This is a genomic window from Pseudomonas sp. G3-19, from assembly GCF_054855875.1.
Genome location: NZ_JBMPIQ010000003.1, coordinates 1371664 through 1396878 on the forward strand (window position 1 = coordinate 1371664; position 25215 = coordinate 1396878).

A 25215-nucleotide genomic window follows, 5' to 3' on the forward strand; every position below is an offset into this window, starting at 1 on the left:
GAAAGTGGTCCTGCGTTAGCGGCAGCTAACGGCCAAAAGCTGCCTCTCGCGAAGGGCAGCAAGGGGTTCTCGCGGGCCTAAGAAACTAGCGGCGAAGCAGGTACGTCGGCTGAAACCTAATGTTAGGTATCAGCTAACTCCTTAGGCTTCTCGCGTGTAGCGCTGGCAGAGCGCGTTAGACCGATGGGATTGTCGCTCCCCATAGAAAAAATCCCCTTGCTGCGTGTCGGATCCCCATCCATCGCAGATGCTGCTCACCAATTGCGTCAAGAATATATCTGAGTCCGTTTGACGGTCCATCGTTATTAAGATGTATAAAATTTTTCTGTACCCATCTAGCTTGCTTGTCAACTCCCTTTCTATTCCGGATTCTTTATCAAATAGTTAGTCGAACAACGCCATAAAGTTGTTGAGCTGGTTATTGGATAATCCATAAGGTTTTCGTACGTTTCTAACCACTTATCGCGGTCATTCGGCTTCAGCGTATCCAAACCTGCGCTGTCTCGAAGAGTAATGTATACAGAACTTTGCAGGACAGAATGAACAGCGATGAGGGCTAATTTTCAACAGGTCACAGCCATTGACACCTTGGACAGACCCGAAAACAGACAATTACTATTTTGCAATTAATCATCCTTAAATGTTACATGCAACCCTTTGGACAATGGGAATTAAGACAATTCTCGTATACATTACCCCCTCCCCCAACCATAATCATTAGGCCGAAACAAATATCAATGCAACGGGAGCCTTATATGAAAAACTCTACCCTTACGACCTTGGCAATATTTTTTTTATCTGTCGTCAGCAAAAGTGCACTCGCAAACTGCACTTACAACAAAGGTCAAGGCCCACAAATTCTTAACTTCACTTTGCCAAGCACACTCTCTATTCCAGCAGATGCTCCCAACGGCACCGTCCTGTACACTTCCGAGCAAACGATCGCGGCGAATTCAGGTAATGACATGACATGCACTGCTGATTTTTATTACGGCGCAGTGGACGCACGTGGTCAAAACGTAGCATCCGGAACTTTTCCCATAGGAGATACCGGATTAGCATGGGAATGGCATTACCAAGGAACGAGATTGAGGCAATATCCCGCAGGAAGATTGAGTGCAACACCCAATGGCACGCTTTATAGTTTTGGCGCGACAACCCACGGTTTAAAAATAGTCAAAATAGGTGCTATAAAGTCAGACGCAAAGGTTCCAGCGGGAATATTAGGCAGATACAAAGACTACCCATTATTTCCGTTCACAATGGTTGTTAACGAATCAATTGTCGTTCTACCGTCCTGTAAGACGCCAGATATTACTGTTCGAATGGGCTCTTACACGCTCAGTGCAATTGGGATGACACCGGGAAGCACTTCGGACCCTGTAACTTTCGGCATAAAATTGACTGATTGCCCAGCAGGTTTTAAGAAAATAAGTTATCGCTTCCTGAGAGTCGGCGAGACTTACGATTACCGAAACGGTGTCATCCGTTTGAATGCAAGCTCCTCGGCTAAGGGTTTTGGCATCCAGATAAAACATTCCAATGGGCGACCAGCCGTAGTTGACGGCACCACCCTAGAGGGTTATGAGGGCTATGATTCAAGAGGAGGGAATTTTGAAATCCCAATGACTGCCGCATACTATCGCATACAAAATGAGGAGTTAAAGCCCGGGACAGCCAACTCTGAATTGAGTTTTGAAATTGAATATCTATGACCGGGAGACTTTACGGTATGACGGTCAAAAAAAACAGGTAGTTTATTTAAGTTTTAGTCACAGCATTGTCTGACAGTGCCGCCTCTGAAGTTATGCATTGTATTAAGTAATCATGAATATCATTCACTTTATCAACGCCGCAGGCTTCGGCTACAATTTTTTTTAGTTCCACTTAGAGCGTTAAAGCTCGCGACGCATATGAAGTAAAATCCCCGCACTGTTCGATGTTGGCGTGACACGATGTTCGATTTGAATTTTAATATTCTCAGTTAATTCAAGCATATCGCAAACAATCTCAGATAGGTTAATCGATTACGCCCCAATCCAGTTCTTCGGTACCAACAGGTGCTGCGTCCTTGGCAGCGTTGATTCGGCGCCTCCCTCAATCAGTTCCTGCATATCGCCGTCCACCGTGGCGTTGTGCTTTCGCTCCACCACCATGACCATATCTCGACCGCTCGCCTGGTGCAGATCGTCCACCGCCGTCATCAGCTTGAGCGCGCCCAGCGCCTTGATCGCTTTCACACCACCCCCCAACTCGGCCGAGCGGTCATTGACCGTCTGCGTGTAGCTCTGAAACTGCTCGCGTTTGTCCAAAGGTTCGACTTCGCGCTCGATTGCCTGGTTACGGATCTTGCGGTCGGTCTGACGCAGCCAGTTTCCCTCGGTGTCGACGCGCTAACGGCCGGCTTCGCTGTGCTGACACACCCGGTCACCTCTCAGTACCATCAGCATGCTTAGGCCGTGCGGTGTAGATCAATTGAATCGGGTTTGTTCGGCAGGCGGTAGGCGAAGCCCCCCGTGCCTTCCTCGGGAAAGGCGTAAATACCCATTTCCTCGCCACCGGTGGGGAGCGGTAACGGAACGCCAGTGAGCGACGGCATGACTGGGTATGGTTTATCGTCGGGGCTAAGCACCTCGATTACGACGGCGTAGCAGGTACGGAAGTGGTCGCACAGTCCGCCGTCCGCCGGCGCGTCGGCCAAGGCGGTAACCCCGGGCAAGACGCGGCTGGTCTTAGCCGCGGGTGAGTTCGGGGAGTTGACGCACTACAGCGCGGCGGATTACGCCGCCCATCGGGTGGGCCATCTGGTCGTTGGCGAGCGCCACCGTGGTGGTACGCTCGCCATTGTTTATCGTCGCGCCTGGTCGCAACTCGGGAAAAGCCATGACTACGGCGCTCTGGTTGCCCTATTAGCTGTCGAACAGCCCCGTGGGGATCTAAAGAAATCGCAAGCCGGTTTGCGTGTTGACCTCGGCCAACAGTGCGCGCAGGTCGACACGGCGCAGATTCAGCGGCAGCGGATTGGCCAGAACAGCGGCCAGCTCGCGTCAGAGCAGCACCTGAACTACCTCGTTGGCGGCGGTGCCTGGTCCGATAATCCGCGCGCGAATGCTGACGTCAGGGTTGCCTATATTACGTTCGCCAGTTGCTTGTCCCGTCCCTATTGCTGGGTGCTCTTGCGTGCTGCCAGCGCCGCCAAATCTTCCAGCAGCGAGTTATCTGCCGCGTAGCCTTCCAGGACCGGCAATTGCCCCACCATGGACTGCTTGGCGGCTTTGACCACCGTGCAACGCGTCCAGCGGCAGATACTGCCAGCGCGGAAGGTTAACGGCGTCGTGGAGTCGCTGCACGTCCGGGTCACCATCAAAGCAGAAGTCGGACTGGGCAATCTGCCCGAGGACATCAGCATCGATCTACCTACAAACAGCAGCGAGATCGTTGCGTCGACCGCCGCGCTGACAGGCTGCAGATACAAGTCGGGGATTCCGGGCCGCCCGGCAAATGTCAGTACCGGAATGCGGGCACTACCTCTCGTGCTGTTCGATCAACGCTGCGCCCTTCGCTGGACTCCACTGGGAGAACTGCGCAACAACACTACGCAGGCTATGTTGTCGAGGACGAATATCTGATTGCTGATATCCTAGGCTTTGCGCTGGAGGATGAAGGCCTCACCACGCCGACTACCAATAATTGCAGAAGAGCGCTCGAGGTGCTGGAACGATAATGTCCGGCCTTGATCATCACTGATTTCATGAGGCCGGTCATGGACGGCCTCGAGCTCGCTGAAGCCGTGCGTGCTCAGCAGTCCGTTAAATATCTGCCGATCATTCTGATGGGAGGCGCCCGACCCGCTCTACAATGCGGTGATTGCGGCTGAAGTGAAGAAGCTTCTGGGCTCATAGATACTCAACAACGAAGGCAATTTCGGCATTTGCATCGCCCGGCTTCATTTGTGCATTGGAAGGTTCAATGCGCACGAAGCGCGCTTGCAAGTTTATGGATTCATTCCCGCCTTGCTCTGTGGGTGCTTTCCTTATGTACTTCTGATTCAGCTTGAGCTGCGTTCTGTCACCGAAGCGCATCTGCAATGCCAACCCTTTTGCAGTGGAATTACTGTTCAGGTTTACCACGCCCGTATTGGCGTCCCACACAGGGCTGCCCGCAGTGGGCGAAAAGGAGAACCTGAAGTTATTGATTCCAGGAGGACAGTTTTTCAAACCAAGGTAGAAGAGATGATCCTTGCCATAGGCACCGTTCTGGAAAAAATCGCTCAGGGTATAGCTACCCATATCCACTTTTACATCGGGGGTTTCGCAAGACCGTGAGACGACCCGCGTGCCGGTTACATTAATTGCCAAAGGCTCGATCTCAGCAGCGACAAATTTGCCCAACTGGCCTGAGTTTATCGTCGTACCACCGGTTAGATTACCCGTCTTAATCAGGCGCAACATGTGCTGGCTGCTGCTCCAACCCCAATTGCCAGCAACGTCACTATCCCCAGGAAAGCCTTTCCATATTTTTCCCGATGGCGGTCGAACCCATTGCCAGCCGATCCCGGTATTTCCAAGAGGCAAAGTTTGCGCGCCTGCTTGGGTGACACCCCTGGAATTGCGCACACCTTCATTGTGCACCCCAGAGCACTTGAACGAACTGGGGATACTACCCAGGGTCACGATCGGGCTTTCATAGATAACCGAGCCGATGGGTGTATCCTGCGGCACCGAGATCGTGGCCGGAAGGGTAATATAAAGATTGCCCATGGAATGATTGGGATAAAACTCGCAAACCGCCGCCGTTGCGTTTAACGATAGCGAATACAAGAGCCCGACAATTAAAATATGGAGAAAATTCATAACACTCTCTCTGTAGCTGCCTTGTTAGCAAACAATTGAATGATGGGGCGTCTGCGCGAACATGTTCGACAGGAGAACTACCGCGAACGGGACAGGACCATAATGAAAAAAACACGCTTGCGCAAAACTTTTAATTATTCAACAACAAGACAATTCTCATGGCTTTATATGAGCAATTAAATAACAAACTTAACTTACACGCTTCAGCATCGCGCGCCGTGAGGCATATCGAATTTAAGACTCGTCTTAAAGGCCCAGCGGACTTAGATCATTACACTGACTGCTCTTGATAGGAGAACCGATTCCGTGAGAGCACTCGATACCCTCAACAGCCCGCCCCCCCAGAGCAACGCCGCCATTTACTGCCTGACGATTCTGGCGCTGGCACTAATCGCCATGACTGTGGTCGCCGGCTACCAACTCAATGAACTGTTTCCACTGAAGGCTGTGGTGCAACAACAGGAGGCCCAACTCACCCAACGCGCCGATGCAATCCAGTCGATGAGCGCAGAACTGAAGCGCCTGGCAGAACAAAAACAGGCATTGGAAACCGACCTGCTTAGCACCAAGGAACAGGCGAAGGCTGCCGAGACCGCTAAAGCCGAGCTTGAAAACCGTCAACACGCAGCCCAAACCAGCGCCGCGTTAGAGGATGAAGATTCACTGTGCGCGATCATCGAGCAAAATATCCGACTCGTCGCGGACCAGCTCAGTCGCGACGATTTCTTCCGCTTGCGCGATGAGCGCGAGGCTGAAGCCGAAGCGGTGCTCGAAAGCTATGAAAGACAACTCGCCACCTGTATTGAACAGCTGACAGCACAAACCGCATCGCCAGCTCAGAGTTCTGCACCCGACGCGCAAGACCTCACTTCACCAATCAAGCACTGATAAAAAAGCCCTGGCGACCAGGGCTTTACGTTCACAGTCAGAGTTTGAATTCCTTGGTCAATCTGTTCAGCGACGCCGCTAGCTGCGAGAGCTCCGCCGATGCAACAGCCGTCTGTTTCGATCCTTCTGCGGTTTCACTGGACAGGTCGCGAATGCTGATCAGGCTGCGATCCACTTCACGCGCAACCTGAGCCTGCTCTTCGGCAGCGGTCGCCATCAGCAGATTTCGCTCATTGATGAGATTCAGTGAGCCAGTAATGTCGGTCAGCACTTCACCGGCGATATTGGCCATCTCGAGCGTTCTTTCAGCCTGCGACCGCGTGTGGCTCATTGAAGAAACCGCACGACTGGTCCCCGACTGAATGGAGCTAACCATCGATTCAATGTCCTCGGTCGATTTCTGCGTACGCTGGGCCAGCCCTCTGACTTCGTCCGCAACCACCGCAAAGCCTCTGCCCGCCTCCCCCGCCCGCGCCGCTTCGATCGCCGCGTTCAAGGCAAGCAGATTGGTTTGTTCGGCAACCTCGCGGATGACGTCCAGCACGCTACTGATATCGCTCGCCATGGTCGATAGCGCCTGCACCTCAGCCGAGGTGCTGTGCACACTGGAGACCATCAGATTGATTGCTGCGACCGTTTCACTGACCCGGGTACGACCGGCAACGGCAGCGGCACTGGATTCCGAGGTCAGTTGCGAGGTCGATGCGGCATTGTCTGCCACCTGCTCCACCGCTGCGCTCATTTCAGTCACGGCAGTGGCGGCCATTTCGATTTCATGGCTCTGACGCTGAGTGATACGCGAGATATCTTCCGTGACGCCGTGCATGACTTCCGACGTTTCCGCCAACTGCGTGGACGAATCGCGGATCATGATGAGAGCATCGCGCAGGCTGGTCTGCATCGCCGCCAATGACGACAGCATCTGCGCCGCCTCATCGGAGCCATCCAGCGCAATGGTTTCGCTCAGATCGTTGGCGGCGATGCATTCCGCCACCCTCAGCGATCCTGCAATCGGCACCGTCAGGCTGCGGGTATACAACACGGCCAGAGCCAACGAAGCACCGATGGCAATGATAATGAACACACTGACAATCAACAGCGTGTGTTCATAGACATTGTCGGCCTGCTTGCCAGCTTCGTAAGCTTCGATCTCGTTGAGTGCAATCAGCTTCTTGAGTGCGACTTGTACGCCATCCGAGGCAACACGCATCTGACTCTTGGACAGCGCGATGGCCGCCTCTAGCTGCCCGCTCGCCACTGTTTCAAGGTACTGGTCCTGCGCCAGATCATTGACCTTTTGCGCTTTGGCAAACCCCTCGAACGCCTCGCGTCCAGCGTCAGTGGCCAGCAGTTCAATGAGCGCTCGCTGATGTTTCTTGATGAGCTGACGGGACTGCTGAATGTCCATCAGGGCCTGCGCCTTGCGCTCGGGGGTTTCGATGGGATTGCGCAAGCGGGCGTTGTTGCCCTTGATTTCGACGAACTCACGGTCCAGTTGGCCGAGCAGTTTGATACTCGGCACGATCGTCGTCTCGACGTACGTTTCTGCCTTGTTGAGCAAATCGACTTGCTGCAGGGCGATCAATCCGATCGCGATAATCATGAGACAGAACAAGCCAAAACACAGCGCCGAACGCGGCGCGAGATTGAGTTTACGAAGCAGCATGATGCCTTACCTTAGAGTGTATTCAAGACAATGGGGCAAACGAGTGAGCAGCAAAGCAGGCGCTGGGCAGCAGCACCTCAGCGCCTGCGTGGATCATCGCGGGAAGATGCCGCAGCTAGCGGTTGGCACACGAGGAATGCGATGGGTCGGTTGAGGCCGGCTCCGCGAGTTCCTTGAGCGCCGGGTCGGCCAGCATCAGAAAATCTGCCAATCGCGGCAGATCGATTTTCGACACCAGGCGCATCCAGCGCTGCGGATGCGGGTTGAAGAAGGTCTTCGACCACTGGTGATCTTCGGTGGGATTGAAGATCAGCAAATGACGAATCAGCGGGTTTTCCCCGAAAAAGTCGAGCGGATCCATCGCCATTTCGCTGAGCAACTGAGCATTGACGACGACCAGGCTCAACCGTTGAGGGCAGTAATACGTCAGGACTCTCAGGTCACGATAGGTACACACGTTCAATACGCTGAGACAGCCCAGCTTGTTGAACTGCTGTTCGATCGACCGGCCTCTGCGCACATCACTGTCAGCGATCAGGATCCGCAAGGATCGACTGCGGTTATTTTCAAGAAACATCGGACACCTTTGGCAGCTCCATTCTTCCTTTCAAGAAAATAGCCAAGGGCACACCTGACCGAAATGAGACTTGTCTCAAAATGACGGCAGGGTTCGCCGAATGAAAAGCCACACCTGGACGACAGTCCATGGCAGCGGCGCATGGTCTGGTTCAGAGAGTGTTGAAGGGGGGATTTTGCAACGCAGGGGAGTGGCGGCAAGCCTGAAGCGCGGGACGGTTCTGCACGAACCAGACAATTCTCATTAGTGACGCCCCTTTTTGTCAGTAACCTTGTAACAAGGGGCGCAGATTCATTCTTTCCAAGCCATCAAGGCAGCGTCATCGTCACGACGTAGTTACCGGTCGTTATCTGGTGGCCCTTGTTGTCCGTCAGCAGCAAACGCTGGTCGTAGTATTTTTCCTGTTCATGAGTATCGGCAATCATTTTCACGAATACTTGCTGGCGCGGCTCACCCCGCCCTGCCGCACTGACGTTTTTTACCGTGAAGATCTGCCCGGTGCTTGCCTGCGGGCAGTCAAGCAGATCGACAGAAAAATGGCTGCTGCCACTCGCCATGCAACTCGTCTCGACAATCTGTCCGCTGAAGCGAATCACTCCGCTGACCAGCGCAGACTGGGCTGCGCTGACGGTGTCGACACCGAGCAGGCAAAGGCAGGCAATCAATAAAGGGCGTCGAATGATCATCGCGAAACTCCATGGTTATTAACCAAGGTATCGCCCGTTGCGAAATGATCTTTAATGCCCCCTTCGATGCGCGGCCAGTAGCAGGGCCATGAGCCGAGACGCTTATAACTCGACCCTTTTGATTTTCTTGATCAGATCAGACTGTGCATGTTCCAGCTTCGATGCACTGCGATTGAGATCCAGAGAATCGATGACCGGCGCTTCGCACTCGGCCTCAAGCTCGTTACACGCCTCGATGACCTGATGTTCGGCAACAATGCGCGCCGCCCCCTTGATCCGGTGTGCCAGGTCAGCCAACAGCCCGGGATCGCTTTCGGGTATCAGCGAATGCAATTCCTCCAGATCCTTTTCACAACTCGACAGCGCCTCACGCAGGAGTTCCTTCATCATGTCGAGGTCGCCTCCGGTCAGCTCGTCCAGACGCTCGCGGATCGATCCCAACTCCTTGCTACTCGCAGCAGTTGGGCTTTCAACTGGCTCGATTTCGACATTTTTCTCCCAGCCTGCAAGCATGGTCGACAAGGTGCCGAGGCTGATCGGTTTGAACAGGCAGTCATCCATTCCCGCCTCTCGGCATTTCACTTTTTCTTCCGGCTGCGCGTTGGCCGTAAAGCCCAACACGATGCACGGCGATCCACCACTGTCGCGTTCGTCCTGGCGAATGGTGCGGGCCAGTTCATAGCCATTCATGACCGGCATGTTGCAGTCCGTAATCACAATATCGAACGGCTCTGAGCGCCACAATGCCAATGCCTGGGCACCGTCGGCGGCATCACGCACCGCCTGGCCGAGGAAACTCAGCTGCTGCGTGAGCAACAGCCGGTTGGCGCTCTGATCATCGACCACGAGAATCCTGAGTGTCGGGACCGGCTTGTCCTGAACAACCGAAACAGGCAGCACCTTGCCGCCGAGCGGGCTGAGGATATTGAAGAACAGCGACACTTCCAGGCATGTGCCTTTGCCCAGTGTACTGTTAATGTTTAGCTGCCCGCCCATCAGTTCACATAACGAACGTGAGATCGCCAGCCCCAAACCGGTGCCGCCCCTGTTGGACGGACCATGGTTGGCTTGGGAAAACGGCTGAAACAGGTTCTGCAGATCAGCACTGGAAATGCCGATGCCGGTGTCCTCGACCTTGAGGTCGACCTGCAGGCGTTCGTCAGCGAGGCGTTGGCCGCGAATCGAGACGCTGACATGACCGGTGTCGGTAAACTTGATCGCGTTGCCCACCAGGTTCGAGAGCACCTGCTGAAAGCGCATCGGATCAACCAACACGTCACAGCCGACAGTGGCGTCGATGTCGAGCTTCAACACCAGGCTCTTCTGCCTGGCGAGGCCGTCGAACACCCGCGCCACGGACTCGACCAGTTCGCGAAGATTGGCACGCTTGGGCGAAAGGCTGACATGGCCTGATTCGATGCGAACCACATCGAGAATATCGCCAATCAGTTCCAGCAAGCCTTTTGCCGAGTCATACGCCACCTCAATCGCCGGCCGATCGAAGTGCCCCTGCTCGGCACGCTTGAGGGTAAGTTCGAGCATGCCAATCACGGCACTCATCGGCGTACGGATCTCGTGGCTCATGGTCGCCAGAAACGTGGTTTTGGCACGGCTCGACTCGTCAGCCAGCTCTTTCGCCGAACGCAACTCCTCGATTAGTTCACGGCGTTCGCTGATATCGATCCAGCCGCAGATCACCCCTCTGACTTCACCCGCGGTATCGTGGTAAGGCTGGATCCAGTGATAAATGATCAACCGCGTATCACCGACATGCAACGTGCGATCCACCTCGTAAGGTTCGTCCTGCTCGATGACGCGCAGGTAGTCGTCGTGAAATTGCAACGCCTCCTGGCGATCGCGCTTGCCGCTTTCGAGCACGGTCTTGCCGATCACGTCCTTTTCCAACAGGCCGAACGTCTGCAGATAATTGTTATTGCAGGTGACGAGCCGACCTTCCCGGTCGCGTACATAGATAGGATGCGGCGTGCCATTGATCAACGCGCCCATGAACTTCAGCTGATCGCCGAGCACGCGCCCTGCACGACTGCGTTCGCGGATCTGCCGGCGGATGTAGAAATTCCATGCCAACGACCCGAGGATGATCAGGAAAGCGCCAGCGCTGATCTGGTAGATCAGCTCCTTGTAGTCGCGCCACGACAATCCCGAAAATGCTGCAATGGGACGCCACCGATTGAGGATCACGTCCAGCTCATCTGGCGGAATGCTCAGCAGCGCCTTGTTCAGAATGCTGACCAGTTCGGTATCGGCGCGCCGCGCGGCGAAGGCGAGGAAGCCTTTGTTCATGCCGACGATGTTGGAGATGCGCAAGCTGTCGCTATAGATGTGAGCGATGTAATAACGCGCACTGTGCAACGTGGTAATCATCGCGTCTGCCCGGCCGTCTTTCACGTCAGCCAGCGCGCCCAGCACTGTTTCGCTGTCGACAATTTCGATGTCGGGATAATCCTTGAGCAGCTCGCGCTCCGCCGAGCTTTCGGGGACCGCGGCGCGCTTGCCGCGCAATTCCTGCAGGCTTGAAGGCGCGCCTGCGTCCTTCGTGGTGACGATCACAAAGGGACTGGCAAGAAACGGGTGAGTGAAACGCATACCGACTTCACGCGAGACGGTTGGCGTCAGCAGCGAGATATCGGCGCTGCCATCAAGCAGACGCGTGCTCAGGTTGGAAAAACTGTCGGTGCGCTTCACATCGATCTGCAAACCGGTGCGCCGCTGAATCAGTTCCAGCAGATCGGCGCCGATTCCGCCAAAGTTGCCATCGCCATCAAAGAACGCAAATGGCGCCTGATCGTCATTGACCACGAACCGCGCGACCGGGTGCAGCTCAAGCCAGCGTGCTTCGCCCGGTGTCAGGTCAATACGTTTGGGCGTCAGCGCCCCGCCGCCGCCGGACCAACGCTTGGTGATTTCGGCAATCTTCGCATCACCCAGCGATTCGAGTGTCGAGTCGACCAGACGCAGCAATTGGTCGTTGCCCCGGCGCAAGGCAAAACTGAAACCGCTGGTTTGGGTTTTGACAAAAGAGTGCAAGCGCACATAGTTGAAGTAGTTGAGATTGATCAGGTAATTGCTCGACACCGTATCACCGAGAAACAGGTCGACCTTGCCAAAAGCCAGCGCAGCCAGTGCCAACTCGTTCGATGGAAAAAGCACGAACTCGGCATTGGGGTATAACCCGTGCAATTGACTGGAGGGCAGGTAATCGTCGGCAACCGCAATACGCAAACCGGCCAGATTGGCCGGCATCGGTCGACGATCATCGCCGCGCATGAACATCGCCGGCACGTCGTCGACATAAGGTTTGCTCAGCGTGACGAGGCCATCGATCAATTCGAAACTGTTGGAGCTGCCCAACAAGTCAATCTCACCGCGCTCGAGTGCGGCTATGGCGTCACGCCGGTCGGGGTAAGCTTTGACGGTAATTTCAACGTGCAGAGCCTGACCGATGATGCAGGCGATATCGGCGGCAATCCCTTCATAACGCGTACCGCTGGCGGTCATGACATAAGGCGGGAAATCCGGGAGCGCCGAGCCCAATACCAAGCTGCGCTTCTGCCGCAGCCAACTCCAGTCTTCATTGGCCAGATCGACTTGCAGCTCCTTGCAGTCCGATCGACCAAACACCTGCAGAGTGCGCGGCTCTGCTGCCCACAACGACCCGCTACCAAACACGAAAAGCACACTGACTAGCAAAACACCGCGCAACAGATGAAACATAAGCAAGTTATCCCTGGTTGTCGGCTGTCAGACTGTGCTGCAACTTGAACAGCTCAGCATCACCGCGAATGCCAAGCTTTTTGAAAGCGGCCTGTTTTTGCCCACTGATGGTTTTGCGACTACGGGAGAACTTCAAGGCAATCTGCGTCACCCCCATACCTTCGAGACAGCAGCGCAAGACTTCTTTCTCTTTTGGCGACAGCAAAGGATTACTGAGGAAATCGTCACTGTGCGCCGCGCCGTCATCACTGGCGCCCGCCGGCTCAATGACCGACGCGGGCAGCACATCAAGCTCGAAGGCCATTGCCTGCGACAGGTACAACTGGCCGGACGCTGCACTGCGGATGGCAGTGATGAGGTCATCGACCGACTGGGACTTGCCGAAGAATCCGCTGACGCCCGCCCCGATCGCCATGTTCACCACCGCCGGGCGCTCTTCGGAAGATGAGACGAGAATGCGCATGCTCGGATATTGCTTGCGCAGCAGACGGATCAGATTAAGCCCATCCAGTTCCCCATCGTGCAGCTTGTAGTCAAGGATCAGCAGGTCGATGTCGACCTCGCGCAACCCGGCGAGCAACTGCGCGCTGCTCCCGTATACGCCGACGACACTGAACTCGGCCTCGCGGATCAGCCGCGATTTCATCGCCAGACGTATGAGCGAATGATCATCAAGGATAGCAACGCGTAACGGATTCACGACTGACCAATGCATGAACAGCTCCATGATGAGTAGGATTGGAGAACCATCAGCACTTGGCAACCGCAGCAAATCCCGGGCATCACCGAAGCACTCAGGTGCATATGATTGAATTCTCGGCACATCATGAGTGTTTTAAAGGCGCGACGAAATAGGGCTTTGTCCCAAATGCCAGAATGCCCGCTCGCATTAACGTTCGGAGGTGCCTATGGCGCGCCGCCAGGACGATTTCTGGCCCTCGAAACGCCAGTCGACCAAATGCGCCCAATTCATCGGGCGAGCATAGAAGAAGCCCTGCCCCCACTGACAACCGAGTTGCGCCAAATGATGAACCTGATCTGCGGTTTCAATGCCTTCTGCGACCACGCGCATGTCCAACTCCCGCGCCAAGGCCAAGGCACCGTGGATGACCGCGCTGTAGCGCGCCTGGTGGAAATTCTGCACGAAGCCGGCGTCGAGTTTGATTTCGTTGAACGGCATCTGACACAGGCGCTCCAGCGAAGAATAGCCGACACCGAAATCATCGATCGCCAGACTGAAGCCGAGCATACGCAGACGCACCATGTTTTCCATGCTGATCTCGGGCATCTGCAGCAGACCGGTTTCGGTCAGTTCGAATATGAGCCCGGCCGGCGAGGCGCCGTGGATGCGCAACAGCGCCTTGATCCGGTCGACAAGATTCGGATTGGCCATCTGCGTCACGTCGAGATTGAACGCCAGCTTGAACGGCTTGCCGTGAGACTGGACGAAGCGCTGCAGACTCAAACCTTGCGTGAGCAGGCTGAAAAACATTTCATCGAGCAGCCCGCAACGCTCGATCGTCGGCAAGAACATACCTGGCGAAAGCAAGCCGCGACTGGGGCTCTGCCATCGCACCAGCACCTCGGCACCATCCACCTCACCACTGCGCAGATGAAACTTGGGTTGGAAGTAGGCGCGAAATTCCTGACGGCGTATCGCTTCAAGCACTTCGCTCTCCGAAGGCTGATCGAGATGACTTTCCGCGACCTTGGTATCGACCTGGCTTTGAGGCCGATAGCGCGCCAGCAATGGCCCCAGCACATCGACCATGAGCGGCTTGCCGACACTGCCAAGCAATTCCAGCCCCTGCAACGTGACAATCCGGTCAACCGTGCGCAGCAAGTCTTCAGGCAATGAACTGCAGATGATCACCGCGCGAATCAACCCCGCTTCTCTCGCCAGACGCAAAAACGTCAGACCATCCATCCCAGGCATACTCAAATCACACAACGCAACATCCACGCTCCCTGCCTGGGATATGACAGCCAGCGCATCCTTGCCGTCAGCCGCCTGGACGATATTTTTATAACCCAGACTATTAAGCGCACTGACCGCTGCCGTGCGCTGGAAGGCGTGATCTTCCAATACCAATATACGAAGCGTGTTCACCAGCCGAGAACCTCTTTCTATCAGCCATTAACAGTGGGAAACCTGGATCAACTACCAAGCAGGATGCCCGCTCACGAACTTTGCATTGACTGAGAATTTCTGCATCAGCGAATAGTAAACAGCGCGCAGCTGCGCAACATTGAGAATTGTCTTAATTAGTTCGCCACAATAATTAGTAATAAAATGGAGGTTACGCTTTTAGCGATATTACTGGGGTGATCGCACTTGCCACGCTTTAAGACAAATCTCAAAGACCTGCAATGGGCATCGACCTAACATGGCCTGGCATTTCAATGCAGCACTTTCACAACAACTTCGGATATAAACATGAAAAAGTTCGCTTTCGCACTACTCACTCTTTCCGTACTGGCTGCCTCTACCGGCGCACAAGCTGCGGAAGAAGCCGCCAAAGCTGTAAAGGGCGGCAGCGGTCAAATCAGCTTCACCGGCGTTATCAATAACGACGCCTGCTCGGTAGATGGCGCTTCGGGTAAAGACAAGATGATCGCCGTGGACATGGGCAACGTTTCGATCAAAGACATGGGCACTGACTCTGCCCCGGGCGCCGGTCGTGTAGCTGCCAACGATTTCAACCTGAAAGTGAACTGCAACGCCGGCACAAAGGTTTCGATGCTGTTCAAACCAACCGTCAACGGCGGTTCGGGTCTGGTTGATGGCAAGAAAGTTCTCAAGCTGCAGGGTGCAGACGCGGCCAAAGGTGTTGGTATCGCTCTGCTGGATAGCAATGGCCAGTTGATCGACTTGAGCTCCGAAGCCACTGCCAAAGTGCAGACCAACCTGACTGGCGACGCAACCACTGGCGGCGACGGCACCCTGTCGTTCGCAGCCGCTTACGTCACTACCGGCGACAAGACCACCGCCACTGCAGGTACCGGTAACGCCACTCTGCCGTTCGTTCTCGAATACGAATAAGCAGCGCGCAATACCTGGACGGGGCCGCTGCGCCCTGTCCTTCCGCCCTGAATTAATCGGTGAACACTATGTTAAGTCGCTATTTTCCGCTTTGCCTGGGACTTGCAGGAGTGTTGATGACGCACTCGGCATTCGCCAGCATTTCCTTGAGTTCCACCCGGATCATTTTTGAAGGCGCGCACAAAGAAGCGAACGTCACTGTGCGCAACGGCGGGCAAACCATTCTGGCGCAATCGTGGCTGGATGCCGGCGACACGGCTGGTAGCGCGCCGCCTTTTGCGGTAACCCCACCGCTGGCCAAACTTGAAGCCAATCAACAGCAATTGTTGAGGATTCTTTATGAAGGCCGCGGCATGCCTGCGGACAAAGAGTCGGTGGTATGGCTGAACGTTCAGGAAATCCCTCAGGCCAGTGCTGCAGATGTCAACACCCTGCAATTGGCGGTACGCCAGCGCATCAAGGTTTTCTTCCGCCCGGACGGACTTACCGGTGACGCCGCGAAGGCGCCGGAGCAACTTGCATGGCAGTTGGTTACACAGGCTGGCAAGTCAGTGCTGAAAGTGAAAAACCAGAGCAATTACCACGTATCGCTGGCAGATCTGAAAATCGCTGCTGGAAAAAAGACGGAACTGGTGATTGATTCGACAATGATCGTTCCAGGCGAAGTCCGTTCGTTCAATCTGAAAGAGCTGCCAGCCGGTTCTTCGCGTTTGAGTTTTTCAGCAATTAACGATTACGGCGCACAACAACGATTTGATGCACCACTCAGCGTTACCGAAAGTCATGCCGAGCGCGTGAAAGATTCCTCCGCCCAGTAACTTCGCCTCCCCAGCCTGCCAACTTACAAGCTATTCACAAGTTCCGAACTCCGGTTGAAGCAACACGGACTGATAAGGCAAATTGTATGTTTTCCTCCCAACACCACACATATTCAACTTGTGTTAAGCATCACGTTGCGCGTCAGAAAAGCAAAACGGCGTTGGGCTGCCTGCATCCATTGTGCTTTGCCATTAACATGGCCATTTGTGGATTCGCCGTGGCCGCTGAAGACCCGGCTGCAATAGCGGATGAAACTTTCAATACATTGTTTCTTGAAGGTTCATCGGCAGTCGATCTGCAACCCTTGTTGAGTGCCAACAGCGTCCTGCCAGGCCAATACCGCGTTGACGTATTCAGCAACGGCACGCTGGTCGGTCGTCGCGATATTGATTTCGTGGCTAACCCAGTCAACGGCAAAGTCGAGCCACGCATTACCCTGGATGTGTTGCAGCAGCTGGGTGTGGACATGCGCAAACTGCATGAGCAAGGTCTGCTTGACGAGCAACACCCTGCCGATCACTACGACCTGCCTGCGATGATCGAGCAAGCCAGTCTCAGCTTCGATGCCAACCGCCTGCGCCTCAACATCAGCGTGCCGCAGGTCGCCATGGCGCGTGGCATGCGCGGCTATGTAGATCCAGAGCTTTGGGACCAAGGTGTCGCCGCCGGTTTCATCAACTACCAGTTGAGCAGCACCCGCAGCAAAACCGATTACGCCACGCAAATCTCCAATAACCTGGGGTTGCGCAACGGCATCAACTTCGGTGCCTGGCGTTTGCGCAACGAATCCAACTTGAGCAGCTCCACCGGCCAGCCCAATCGCTTCGTCAGCAATCGCACTTTCATCCAGCGCGACCTTACCGCGATCAAGGGGCAAATGAGCGCGGGCGAAATCTTCTCCGATTCGGATCTGTTCGACAGCGTGCGCTACCAAGGCGTGAAGGTGGCGTCTGATGAGGGCATGCGTGCAGATAGTGAGCGCGGCTATGCGCCGATCATTCGTGGCGTGGCGGAGACCAATGCGAAGATCGAGGTTCGCCAGGATAACTACATTCTTTACACCACCAATGTACCGCCGGGTCCGTTCGAGATTAGTGATATCTATCCATCGGGCTCCAACGGTGATCTAGAGATCACCATTGTCGAAGCGGATGGTCGGCGCAAGGTTACCCGGCAGGCGTTCTCCGCCCTGCCGACGATGGTGCGTGAGGGGCAACTGAAGTACAGCCTCTCGAGCGGCAAATTCAACAACAACAGCGAGGGCTATGACAAACCGGCTTTCCTTAGCGGCACTTTCGCCTACGGCTTGACCAGCAATCTGACGGGCATTGCCGGCATTCAGGCGAGCAACGGCTTCAAGGCGCTTTCCGTCGGTGCGGCGAAGAACACGTCGATTGGCGCGATGTCCCTGGACGTTACGCAATCGTCCAGCAAGGCATTTGGCAAAACCACCCAGGGCAGCAGCGTGCGCGCGCTCTATGCAAAGACCTTCACCGGTACCGATACCAGCTTCACCCTCGCCGCCTATCGTTATTCGACTGAGGGTTACCGCACGTTGACCGACCATGTGCAGGACACCAGCGCAGGTGCTACGCGGCGCGCGGGCAACGCCAAAACCCGTACCGACCTTACGGTAAACCAGACCTTGGGCGAAGCGCGCCAGTTCGGCTCGCTGTACTTGAATGCCAGTGATCAACGTTACTGGGATCGCGGTGGATCGCGCAGCTTTTCCGCCGGCTACAACAATAATTGGCGCGACCTGAACTACAACATCAGCCTGAGCAAAACCCAGGAATTCGGCGCACGCGGTAACACCACCAACGACACGCAATTGAGCGTTTCAATTTCCTTCCCGCTCGGATCGACACCGCGCGCACCGCGTGCCTACGTTTCAAGTAACCATCAGAACGCTGGTACCAGCACGCAAGCCGGGATCAACGGTTACCTTACCGAAGACAGCGACACCTACTACTCCGTGCAGACCGGACGCAACGTCCAGGGCGAACGCTCTGGCTCACTCAGTCTTAGTACCCGTACATCGATGGGCGACCTGGGCTTCGGCTACAACCGAGGCAGCGGCTATGAGTCGCAGAATCTGAGTGCAGCCGGATCGATCGTGGCTCATGCCGGCGGCATCAATATGGGCCAGACTGTCGGTGAAACGTTCGGCCTCGTGGAAGTGCCCGGCATATCGGGCGTTGAAATCAGCAGCTATTCAGGTGTGAAAACCGGCCTGAACGGCTACGCAGTTTTGCCTAACGCACAACCGTATCGAGTCAACTGGGTAACGCTTGATACACGAAATCTGGGGGGTGAAATAGAGCTGGATAACGCCACTCAGCAACTAGTGCCAAGACGTGGTTCGGTAGTTCTTGCGCGATTCGAAGGAAGCAAAGGCAGACGTGTCCAGTTTGAACTGTTCGATGCCATCGGTCAGCCGATTCCATTCGGCGCAGTTCTATTGGATAGCGAAGGCAAACAGCTGGCATTGTCTGATCCAACTGGTAAAGCCTTGGCATTGATTACGAAAGATCACGGTGTCATCACCATCAAGTGGCAGGGGAAGAGTTGTCCCGTTCCGTACAAGCTTCCAGAAAAGACTGAAGGTTTAAACTATGAGCAGTACAAGCTGAATTGCCCATCATAAAGCACGACCAAAGTCAGTCAAAGGAATGCTTGTTAAGGAGAGTCTATTAACACCACAACTATTATTTTTTTTTACGGTACACAGGTACATTTATTGATTTCACAGGTCCGTCGGATGCGCGCGGCCAGGCACTTAGGAGAGGTAACTGACTGCGCTCATCAGCCCGCTTTCAGCATCTTTTCAATGAATCCTTTCAAGATTTCAATGATTGAAATTTCAGTAAGCTGGCGGGCCTTCCACTAACACGATCCCGCGGGTTTCCGACCCCGTGTCCTTTGGAAATCCCCAGGGTCCCCGGCGGGTCTGCCCGCCCGGGCCGGTCGAACCGGCATCCGAGTGCCATGCCCTGCCCCCATCCCTTTGGAAAGACGGACATCCCTGCGCAGGTTTCAGCTAGAGAGATTCCGCGAGTTCGATAACCCGTGTAGGGGGCGGCCCTTGGGGAGGACCCGTAAAAATCGGCGCCCCATCCGGCCTGCCCGGTTCATGCCTTCGGCTCGGCCTCACTCAGGTCCGGCCGCTTGGCGACCCAGCGTTCGTACAAGCCGATGGCGACATCCGCGCCGGCCATTGCGGTCAGGCAACCCAGAGCGCCCGCTGTCCAGATCGACAGGCCTGCACCGAACAGCAACATCATCGCTGACACGCCGCAGACGATGCAGGCACCGGATCGAAGTGCGAGGCGGCGCAGTAAGGCCCAGCCTCGCGCCCCGTCCTTGTCGGCGCGCCACATCTCGCCAGACACACCACCAACCAATGACAGGGCAATCACCAACCAGATCGGCATCTCTGCCAGTGCCTGTTGCTCGTTCGTCATTGCCCTACCCCTTAAACAAAAAGACCCGGCGCATTGGCCGGGTCAGGTGGTGGGTTGCCTGCCGCGCTTTGCGGTCGCACCCATCGAAGATGGCCCCTTTTTACAGGTCGATTCTGGTGGCAGCAAGACCGTTTTAATGCCATCCGGTGAATGTGTGGCTTACGTCCGGTGAACGGCTGGCGAATGTCGGTGAATATCTCAACCCGGCTGGCTTTTGCTTTCTGGCGTCCCATGCGTCCCACCTCTCTAAAACAAGGTGGGACGTCTGAAAGCCCCGCAGGTCGGGGCTTTGCCCCACCGTCCTACTTTTCTTTCTCTTTTCTCGTGTATAGAGAGAAATTTAAAAAGCACGCGTGCGCGTAAACGCGCGTACCTGTACCCGCTACGCACACACGGGCGGGAGGCATGAAAAAGGTGGGACGGTGGGACAGCCCAACAACTACGCGGCCTGCGCCCGTCTCACCACTGTAAAAAGCGGTGGGACGGAGGCAGGCCGGTAGGACGGCGTGAGACGGAGGGATGCCCACGATCAAGCCGCTTCCCCCATGAGGAAGTGCTCGACCACGATGTGAGCGTCATGCAGGCGCTGGTAGTAGAGATTACGGGTGCAGCCACTCTGAGCCAGACGCGCAGTCAAAGGCGCATCAGGCTGAAAGTAATGCACCCGGACCACCGTCATCAGCTCGGGATCAAGGCGTTTCTTGACGATGCGCTCGATGTCCAGTGAGGCTTCCAGCGGCACCCTGCTCCCGCGCCTTCCGCGCACAAGCTGGCCACCGCTTTCCATCATCATCGCGACCATGTTGCCGCCCGAGTAACCGGCGGCGACCTCGTCGCTGTGCAGCTCCTGCGCCCATTGCTTGAGGGCCATATCGATTGCCTTAATCATCGAAGCACGGCTCCTCGAACTCAGGTTGTTCCAGCGCAGGCGCCCTGCCCCAACCCTCAGGTTTCTTGTACGCCCAAGGCCGCTGGCCGCTCTTGCTCAAGGCACCCAAACGGAACCGTCGCCACCCCAGTCGATGCAGAATCGCACCCACGCGCATCTGCTCCGGTTTGCCCCAATGACCCGGATCGAGTTTGAGCGCCTGACTCATCACCTCACTGCCGGTGGTGGTCTCGCCGATCTGCGACTCTTCGAGCCAGGTCAGGATGGGCGTTTCCCATTCGTCCACCACAAAGCGTTCGTCCTGCTCCTCGCTGAACATCGGCGCTTCCTCTCGCGTGACCCACCAGAGATCGCCGGCCTCAAAACAGAACATTGCTTCGGCCCACAGCTGGTCGCGGATCTCGCGCAGCAACGCCACATCGACCTTGGTACAGGCCACCGGCCAATAGCGACGGTTGCCGGTGGCGTCCTTGAGGTACTCGTCCTGGTTGGTGGTACCGACGAACACACACTGGCGTGGCACGTCCAGGGTTCTGCGGCCATAGCTTTCGCGGTAGGTGTCGGTCGACGCGGAGAAGAACTGCTTGGCCTTGGTGCTCTCGGCCTTGTTGAAGCTGTCCAGCTCGCCCAGCTCGACGATCCACTTGCCACGTATCGCCTGAAAGCCGTCCTTGTCGCCAAGGGCAAACGGCGTGTCCATGAACCACTCACCGCCGAGCACGCTCATGGCGGTCGACTTACCGGCGCCTTGTACACCTTCGAGGATCATCACCGAGTCAGCCTTGCAGCCGGGTTTCATCACCCGCGCCACGGCCGAGATCATCCAGCGCTTGCCGACCTTGGAGGTGTAGTCGGTTGCTTTCACCCCCATGACATCGGTCAACCAACGCTCCAGGCGCGGCACGCGATCCCATTCGAGTTTTTTCAGGTACTCACGCACCGGGTGAAACGCGTGGTCGTGGGCCACGACGCTGACCGCTTCGATCACGTGCGAGGATTTCACACGCAGGTTGTACTGCTGCGCGAGCCACTTCATGACGCGCACGTCGTCGATGTCGGCCCACTCCCCGGTGCCACCGCCATAAGGCGCCGCACGCAGCTTGACGATCTTCGAGCTGAAAGCGCAGTAGCTGATCACCCCGGCCCAGCGCTCGTCGTGAGCGAGGATCAGTTCGACGTTCTGCATGTGCGCGATCAAGGCGCCGCTTTCACTGCGGGCCAGTTGATCTTTCCAGCCACCGGCGGCCGGCGGGCGGACCACGGCCAGCACCTGACGGCGAACCGCGTCGAGGCCTTCAGCGACGTGCAGGTCGTTGAAGTCGGTCCACTTGTCATGACGCTCGACAGAGAAGATCGGCGCAACGACCTGGGCACCGACGATCAACGCAGCATTGCTCGCTTTCTCCTCGCCAGGGTTCCAGGCATCGCCGTTGGGCTTGGTGGTCTTCCAGTCGTCATCGCGGCAGATGATCAGCGGGCAGCCGGCAAAGCGCTCACGCATGACCTTGCACACGGCCAACAGGTTGCCCGCATCGAAGGCCACGGCCACGGCGAGCGACGTCGCCATGTGCAGGCTGGCGCCGGTGGCGTAGCCCTCACAGACCAGCACCGGTTCGCCCGGTACCGGATGCGGGCCGAGCAGGTGGAAGGTGCCCTCCTTCGCCATGCCGTAGGGCCAATAGGATTTGTCTCGGCCGGTGTCTTCTTGCTTGTTCGGGAAGATCACCTGAAGGCCCATGATCTGATCACGGGCGTTCTTCATTGGGACCAACACGGCGCCGGTGCGTGGCGCGTAACGCACATTGATACCAACGATCTGCTTGCGGTCCAGGTAGTCGCTGCGCCCGGTGGTCGGCATGCGCTCGAACAAACCCTGCGCCCTTTTCGCGGCCCGCCGCGCAGCGTTGTTCGCGATTTCGGCGGCGCGGCGTTTGGCTTCTTCCTGGCGGGCGCGCATCACTTCGCGCTCTTCCGGCGACATGCGACCGGCCTTGACCTTGATCTTCTGTGTCTCGCCCGAACGCCAGTCACCGAAAGCGCCGAAGATCAGCGTGTCGCCCTTCTCCGTGCGCTGCTCGTAGACCACGTACCAGCCGTTCTTTTCCTTGCCCTTGTCCTGCGCTGTCTTGCAGCGGGTCAGCTTGCCGAACACCAGCGGCTGCGCTGGCTCCAGACCGTAATCGGCGAATTGCCCCAATACCTCATCGAGCATGCTGAATCCCCCGCTCAGAGAGGGACTGGCAGCTGATGCACTGCGAGCAACCCGGTTGGGCCAAGCGGCGCGCTTCCGGGATCGGATCGTCACAGACTTCACAGAACAGCAAGGAATGGGCAACACTTTCTGCTTTGGCAGCGCTGCGCGCCGCCATGGCCTGATCGATGCGTTCCTGCACCAAGTCGTTGGCGAAATCGGCGATGTCAGCCACGGTCAGCACCTCGCGTCGTCTGGTTGACGTAGGTGGCGCGGTTGAACAACCCCAGCAGCCCTTGAATGCCCCGGAACACCTGCAGGCGAATCGCAGCCAGTTCCTGATCAGTCACCACACCGTCGCCGATGCTTTTGGCCCAGGTTTCGGCCAGATCCGCGACCTGACGGAAGTATTCAGCAATCCCTGTGGTCAAGGTCTCGGGCATGTCGTTGGTGTAGGTGTCCGCCAACTCCTGCCAGATCGTGTCACCGACCAGCGCATGCACCGCATCGAGAATGCGGCGGTCCTTGGTCAGTTCGAGGATCTCACCGAACTCCTGAATGTTGATGGAGTGGCTCGGGTGGGTCGGCGACAGTTTGTGTTGCAGCGTGGTCGGGTTACGGCCGGTGGTGGCTGCGATGGCAGCAGCTCCGCCCGGATAATCGCGGGCAGCGTGGTACAGCGCTAAATCGAGCGGCAGGATTTCCCGCTGCGCCCGTTCCAGAGAACTGAGAGCGATTCGGCTCATGGCATTAATCCTAAAAGTTGCCAGTGCCGCGCGACAGAAGTTGGTGATACATTTGCCGCGTGGTCTGGAGAGGCCCAAAGCCGGCTAGGTTCGTAAGACCAACACCGGCACCGTGCCGGGGCGAACAATCCGTTGTTCACCCCTGGCGCAACAGCTGCCAGCTCTGTGGTAAGAACGGCAGCAACACCAAGGCTTCCGAGCCTTGGAAACGCGATGAAGGTCGGCGGCATGTGGTGTGCTCGCCTGCTGACATCGCAACCCGACCGCATTGTGGTGATGCTGTCGGGAGAAACTGGGCGACCCTAGGGTCGCCTTTTTTCTATGCAGCGTTTTCTACTCTGTGATTAGCTGGTGCCTGCATTCGCAGATATTGCCAATCAATGTCTGGCCTTAACGACTCACACGTCACACGACTGCCGCTATGCCGATCAATCGAAATGGATAAAGCTGCGTTCGCTCGACGATTGCCATAAGCAACCTGCTTTAATTGGCCGACTGAGGTATTACATCGAGAGGCAAAGGTCTTGAGCTTTGCGTCGTCTAGGATCTTTATGTATTCGAGAAGCGTCATTGCTAACCCCCTATTCAACACAAGATTAGCAACTGCTAATCCGATCCGCAATAGCAAAACGTAATTTACATTTTGCTAACGGAGCACGGATGATTCCCTATATGAATATCTACGAAAAACGCCTCACGATTCTTAAAGCCCTGATTGGTGAAAACCAACTCAAGGACTTTGCCGGAGCGCATGCCGATGTGGACGCTTCGTACATTTCTCAGATCCTGAACGGGCACCGGACATTGGGTGACCGAGCTGCCACGAACCTTGCAAAAAAGCTCGCAATTCCTGCTGATTTGCTTACGACGGGAACCTACTCCGCCGAAGACCAGCATCAAATCACCGCCGCGTGGATCGCTCTTGGCCTCAAGCCTCCAGTTTTGCCCCACCCCGCATTCTTCAATGCAACCATCAACGAAACCGCCCTTAGAACAGCGGAAGAGCGGGAAGCAAGCGAGCACCGGCGCCCTGCACCAGTACCCGTAGTAGGAAAGGCTATGTTGGGTACCGATGGCTACTTCGACGCACTTGAATATCCTCCAGGTCATGGCGATGGATACTTGGAAATTATCAGTTCCGATCCCGATGCATATGGCTTGAAAGTCGTGGGAAGCAGCATGCATCCACGCATCAAAAACGGGGAGTTTGTGCTCATTGAGCCGAATCATGGTTATCAGACTGGCGATGAGGTCCTCGTGCGGACCACCGATGGTAGGGCAATGGTGAAAGAGTTCATTTATCGTCGGGACGGTCAACTCCGGTTCGATAGCATCAACGACAGCTACCCTCCTATCTTCCTGGAAGAAAAGCTGGTCGAGAAAATCCATTACGTAGGGGCTATTTTGAAGCCTTCAAAGTATCTTGAGATCTGAAATTTAGCATTTGCTATTGCGAAACAGATTAGCTGTTGCTAATTTGCACTCACTCTTTGACCACAGAGCGAGGCAAATTCATGCATACCAAAGCTACGATTCATCTGCACCCAACCATCGCTGACCCCTGCCGCATTTTCGAGGTTCGTCGTCTGGCCCGAGAATGTGGCTGCGCTTTTATAAGCATCACAACCTCCAAAAAACGTCGCCCTCCTGCCAAGCGT

General features: G+C 56.0%; 22 protein-coding genes and 1 pseudogene. 9 read left to right on the plus strand and 14 right to left on the minus strand.

All coding sequences use genetic code 11. The annotated features are described in order from the left end of the window. Positions 1 to 755: 755 nt before the first annotated feature. The gene (locus ACOYXI_RS06290) at positions 756 to 1715 is read left to right on the plus strand and encodes a fimbrial protein (protein WP_461674550.1); all 960 of its coding nucleotides are present in this window, start codon (positions 756 to 758) and stop codon (positions 1713 to 1715) included. 312 nt (positions 1716 to 2027) lie between these two features. Here ACOYXI_RS06290 and ACOYXI_RS06295 read toward each other — a convergent pair whose 3' ends face one another. After that, a complete protein-coding gene (locus ACOYXI_RS06295) occupies positions 2028 to 2312 on the minus strand; it encodes a hypothetical protein (protein WP_461674551.1) in 285 nt (94 codons plus the stop codon). Positions 2313 to 2756: 444 nt separating this feature from the next. On the opposite strand from ACOYXI_RS06295, the gene ACOYXI_RS06300 reads away from it, so the two are divergent. The 3 genes and pseudogenes from ACOYXI_RS06300 to ACOYXI_RS06310 form a co-directional block, all read left to right on the plus strand. Then, positions 2757 to 3230: a hypothetical protein gene (locus tag ACOYXI_RS06300; RefSeq protein WP_461675586.1), complete on the plus strand. Its 474-nt coding sequence runs from the start codon at positions 2757 to 2759 to the stop codon at positions 3228 to 3230. 105 nt (positions 3231 to 3335) lie between these two features. After that, positions 3336 to 3629 carry a hypothetical protein gene (locus tag ACOYXI_RS06305; RefSeq protein ID WP_461674552.1) on the plus strand — a complete coding sequence of 98 codons (294 nt, stop codon included), beginning with the start codon at positions 3336 to 3338 and terminating at the stop codon, positions 3627 to 3629. Further along, positions 3563 to 3847: pseudogene (locus ACOYXI_RS06310) on the plus strand (response regulator); the annotation flags it as partial. The gene ACOYXI_RS06305 and the pseudogene ACOYXI_RS06310, both read left to right, overlap by 67 nt. Before the next feature lie 49 nt (positions 3848 to 3896). Here ACOYXI_RS06310 and ACOYXI_RS06315 read toward each other — a convergent pair. After that, positions 3897 to 4853 carry a fimbrial protein gene (locus ACOYXI_RS06315; protein WP_461674553.1) on the minus strand — a complete coding sequence of 319 codons (957 nt, stop codon included), beginning with the start codon at positions 4851 to 4853 and terminating at the stop codon, positions 3897 to 3899. A 306-nt stretch (positions 4854 to 5159) separates the two neighbouring features. Between ACOYXI_RS06315 and ACOYXI_RS06320 the strand changes: the two genes are divergently transcribed. Beyond that, on the plus strand, positions 5160 to 5741 hold the full coding sequence (locus ACOYXI_RS06320; RefSeq protein ID WP_461674554.1) for a hypothetical protein: 582 nt from the start codon (positions 5160 to 5162) through the stop codon (positions 5739 to 5741). Positions 5742 to 5778: 37 nt separating this feature from the next. On the opposite strand, the gene ACOYXI_RS06325 is transcribed toward ACOYXI_RS06320, so the two are convergent. The 6 genes from ACOYXI_RS06325 to ACOYXI_RS06350 form a co-directional block, all read right to left on the minus strand. After that, positions 5779 to 7407, minus strand: a complete 1629-nt coding sequence (locus tag ACOYXI_RS06325) for a methyl-accepting chemotaxis protein (protein WP_461674555.1) — start codon at positions 7405 to 7407, stop codon at positions 5779 to 5781. 115 nt (positions 7408 to 7522) lie between these two features. Further along, entirely contained in the window at positions 7523 to 7984 is a 462-nt protein-coding gene (locus tag ACOYXI_RS06330) for a hypothetical protein (RefSeq protein ID WP_461674556.1), read from the minus strand. A 308-nt stretch (positions 7985 to 8292) separates the two neighbouring features. Continuing rightward, the gene (locus tag ACOYXI_RS06335; protein WP_461674557.1) at positions 8293 to 8670 is read right to left on the minus strand and encodes a type 1 fimbrial protein; all 378 of its coding nucleotides are present in this window, start codon (positions 8668 to 8670) and stop codon (positions 8293 to 8295) included. A gap of 102 nt (positions 8671 to 8772) precedes the next feature. Further along, the gene (locus ACOYXI_RS06340; protein ID WP_461674558.1) at positions 8773 to 12405 is read right to left on the minus strand and encodes a transporter substrate-binding domain-containing protein; all 3633 of its coding nucleotides are present in this window, start codon (positions 12403 to 12405) and stop codon (positions 8773 to 8775) included. Positions 12406 to 12412: 7 nt separating this feature from the next. Next, complete coding sequence (locus tag ACOYXI_RS06345; protein WP_461675552.1) at positions 12413 to 13120, minus strand: response regulator; 708 nt, start codon at positions 13118 to 13120, stop codon at positions 12413 to 12415. A 174-nt stretch (positions 13121 to 13294) separates the two neighbouring features. After that, positions 13295 to 14515 (minus strand): EAL domain-containing response regulator, encoded by a 1221-nt coding sequence (locus tag ACOYXI_RS06350; protein WP_461674559.1) that lies wholly within the window; start codon positions 14513 to 14515, stop codon positions 13295 to 13297. 327 nt (positions 14516 to 14842) lie between these two features. On the opposite strand from ACOYXI_RS06350, the gene ACOYXI_RS06355 reads away from it, so the two are divergent. From ACOYXI_RS06355 to ACOYXI_RS06365, 3 genes are all read left to right on the plus strand, one after another. Beyond that, entirely contained in the window at positions 14843 to 15448 is a 606-nt protein-coding gene (locus ACOYXI_RS06355) for a fimbrial protein (protein ID WP_461674560.1), read from the plus strand. Positions 15449 to 15516: 68 nt separating this feature from the next. Further along, on the plus strand, positions 15517 to 16266 hold the full coding sequence (locus ACOYXI_RS06360; protein WP_461674561.1) for a fimbrial biogenesis chaperone: 750 nt from the start codon (positions 15517 to 15519) through the stop codon (positions 16264 to 16266). A 197-nt stretch (positions 16267 to 16463) separates the two neighbouring features. Further along, positions 16464 to 18914, plus strand: coding sequence for a fimbria/pilus outer membrane usher protein (locus tag ACOYXI_RS06365; RefSeq protein WP_461675553.1), 2451 nt, complete (start codon positions 16464 to 16466; stop codon positions 18912 to 18914). Positions 18915 to 19398: 484 nt separating this feature from the next. On the opposite strand, the gene ACOYXI_RS06370 is transcribed toward ACOYXI_RS06365, so the two are convergent. The 6 genes from ACOYXI_RS06370 to ACOYXI_RS06395 all read right to left on the minus strand — a co-directional run bounded on the left by ACOYXI_RS06370 (position 19399) and on the right by ACOYXI_RS06395 (position 24128). Continuing rightward, complete coding sequence (locus ACOYXI_RS06370) at positions 19399 to 19731, minus strand: phage holin family protein (protein ID WP_461674562.1); 333 nt, start codon at positions 19729 to 19731, stop codon at positions 19399 to 19401. Between the two features lie 529 nt (positions 19732 to 20260). Then, positions 20261 to 20620 carry a PA0613 family protein gene (locus ACOYXI_RS06375; protein WP_461674563.1) on the minus strand — a complete coding sequence of 120 codons (360 nt, stop codon included), beginning with the start codon at positions 20618 to 20620 and terminating at the stop codon, positions 20261 to 20263. Further along, positions 20613 to 22832 carry a VapE domain-containing protein gene (locus ACOYXI_RS06380; RefSeq protein ID WP_461674564.1) on the minus strand — a complete coding sequence of 740 codons (2220 nt, stop codon included), beginning with the start codon at positions 22830 to 22832 and terminating at the stop codon, positions 20613 to 20615. Before ACOYXI_RS06380 ends, ACOYXI_RS06375 begins: the two co-directional genes overlap by 8 nt. Continuing rightward, positions 22822 to 23046, minus strand: a complete 225-nt coding sequence (locus ACOYXI_RS06385) for a TraR/DksA family transcriptional regulator (protein ID WP_103367202.1) — start codon at positions 23044 to 23046, stop codon at positions 22822 to 22824. Before ACOYXI_RS06385 ends, ACOYXI_RS06380 begins: the two co-directional genes overlap by 11 nt. Then, positions 23039 to 23557 carry a phage regulatory CII family protein gene (locus ACOYXI_RS06390; protein WP_009049401.1) on the minus strand — a complete coding sequence of 173 codons (519 nt, stop codon included), beginning with the start codon at positions 23555 to 23557 and terminating at the stop codon, positions 23039 to 23041. Before ACOYXI_RS06390 ends, ACOYXI_RS06385 begins: the two co-directional genes overlap by 8 nt. Before the next feature lie 319 nt (positions 23558 to 23876). After that, positions 23877 to 24128 carry a transcriptional regulator gene (locus ACOYXI_RS06395; RefSeq protein ID WP_103366962.1) on the minus strand — a complete coding sequence of 84 codons (252 nt, stop codon included), beginning with the start codon at positions 24126 to 24128 and terminating at the stop codon, positions 23877 to 23879. Between the two features lie 101 nt (positions 24129 to 24229). Here ACOYXI_RS06395 and ACOYXI_RS06400 point away from each other — a divergent pair, with 101 nt between their 5' ends. Continuing rightward, on the plus strand, positions 24230 to 24991 hold the full coding sequence (locus ACOYXI_RS06400) for a S24 family peptidase (protein WP_103367201.1): 762 nt from the start codon (positions 24230 to 24232) through the stop codon (positions 24989 to 24991). Positions 24992 to 25215 lie beyond the last annotated feature (224 nt).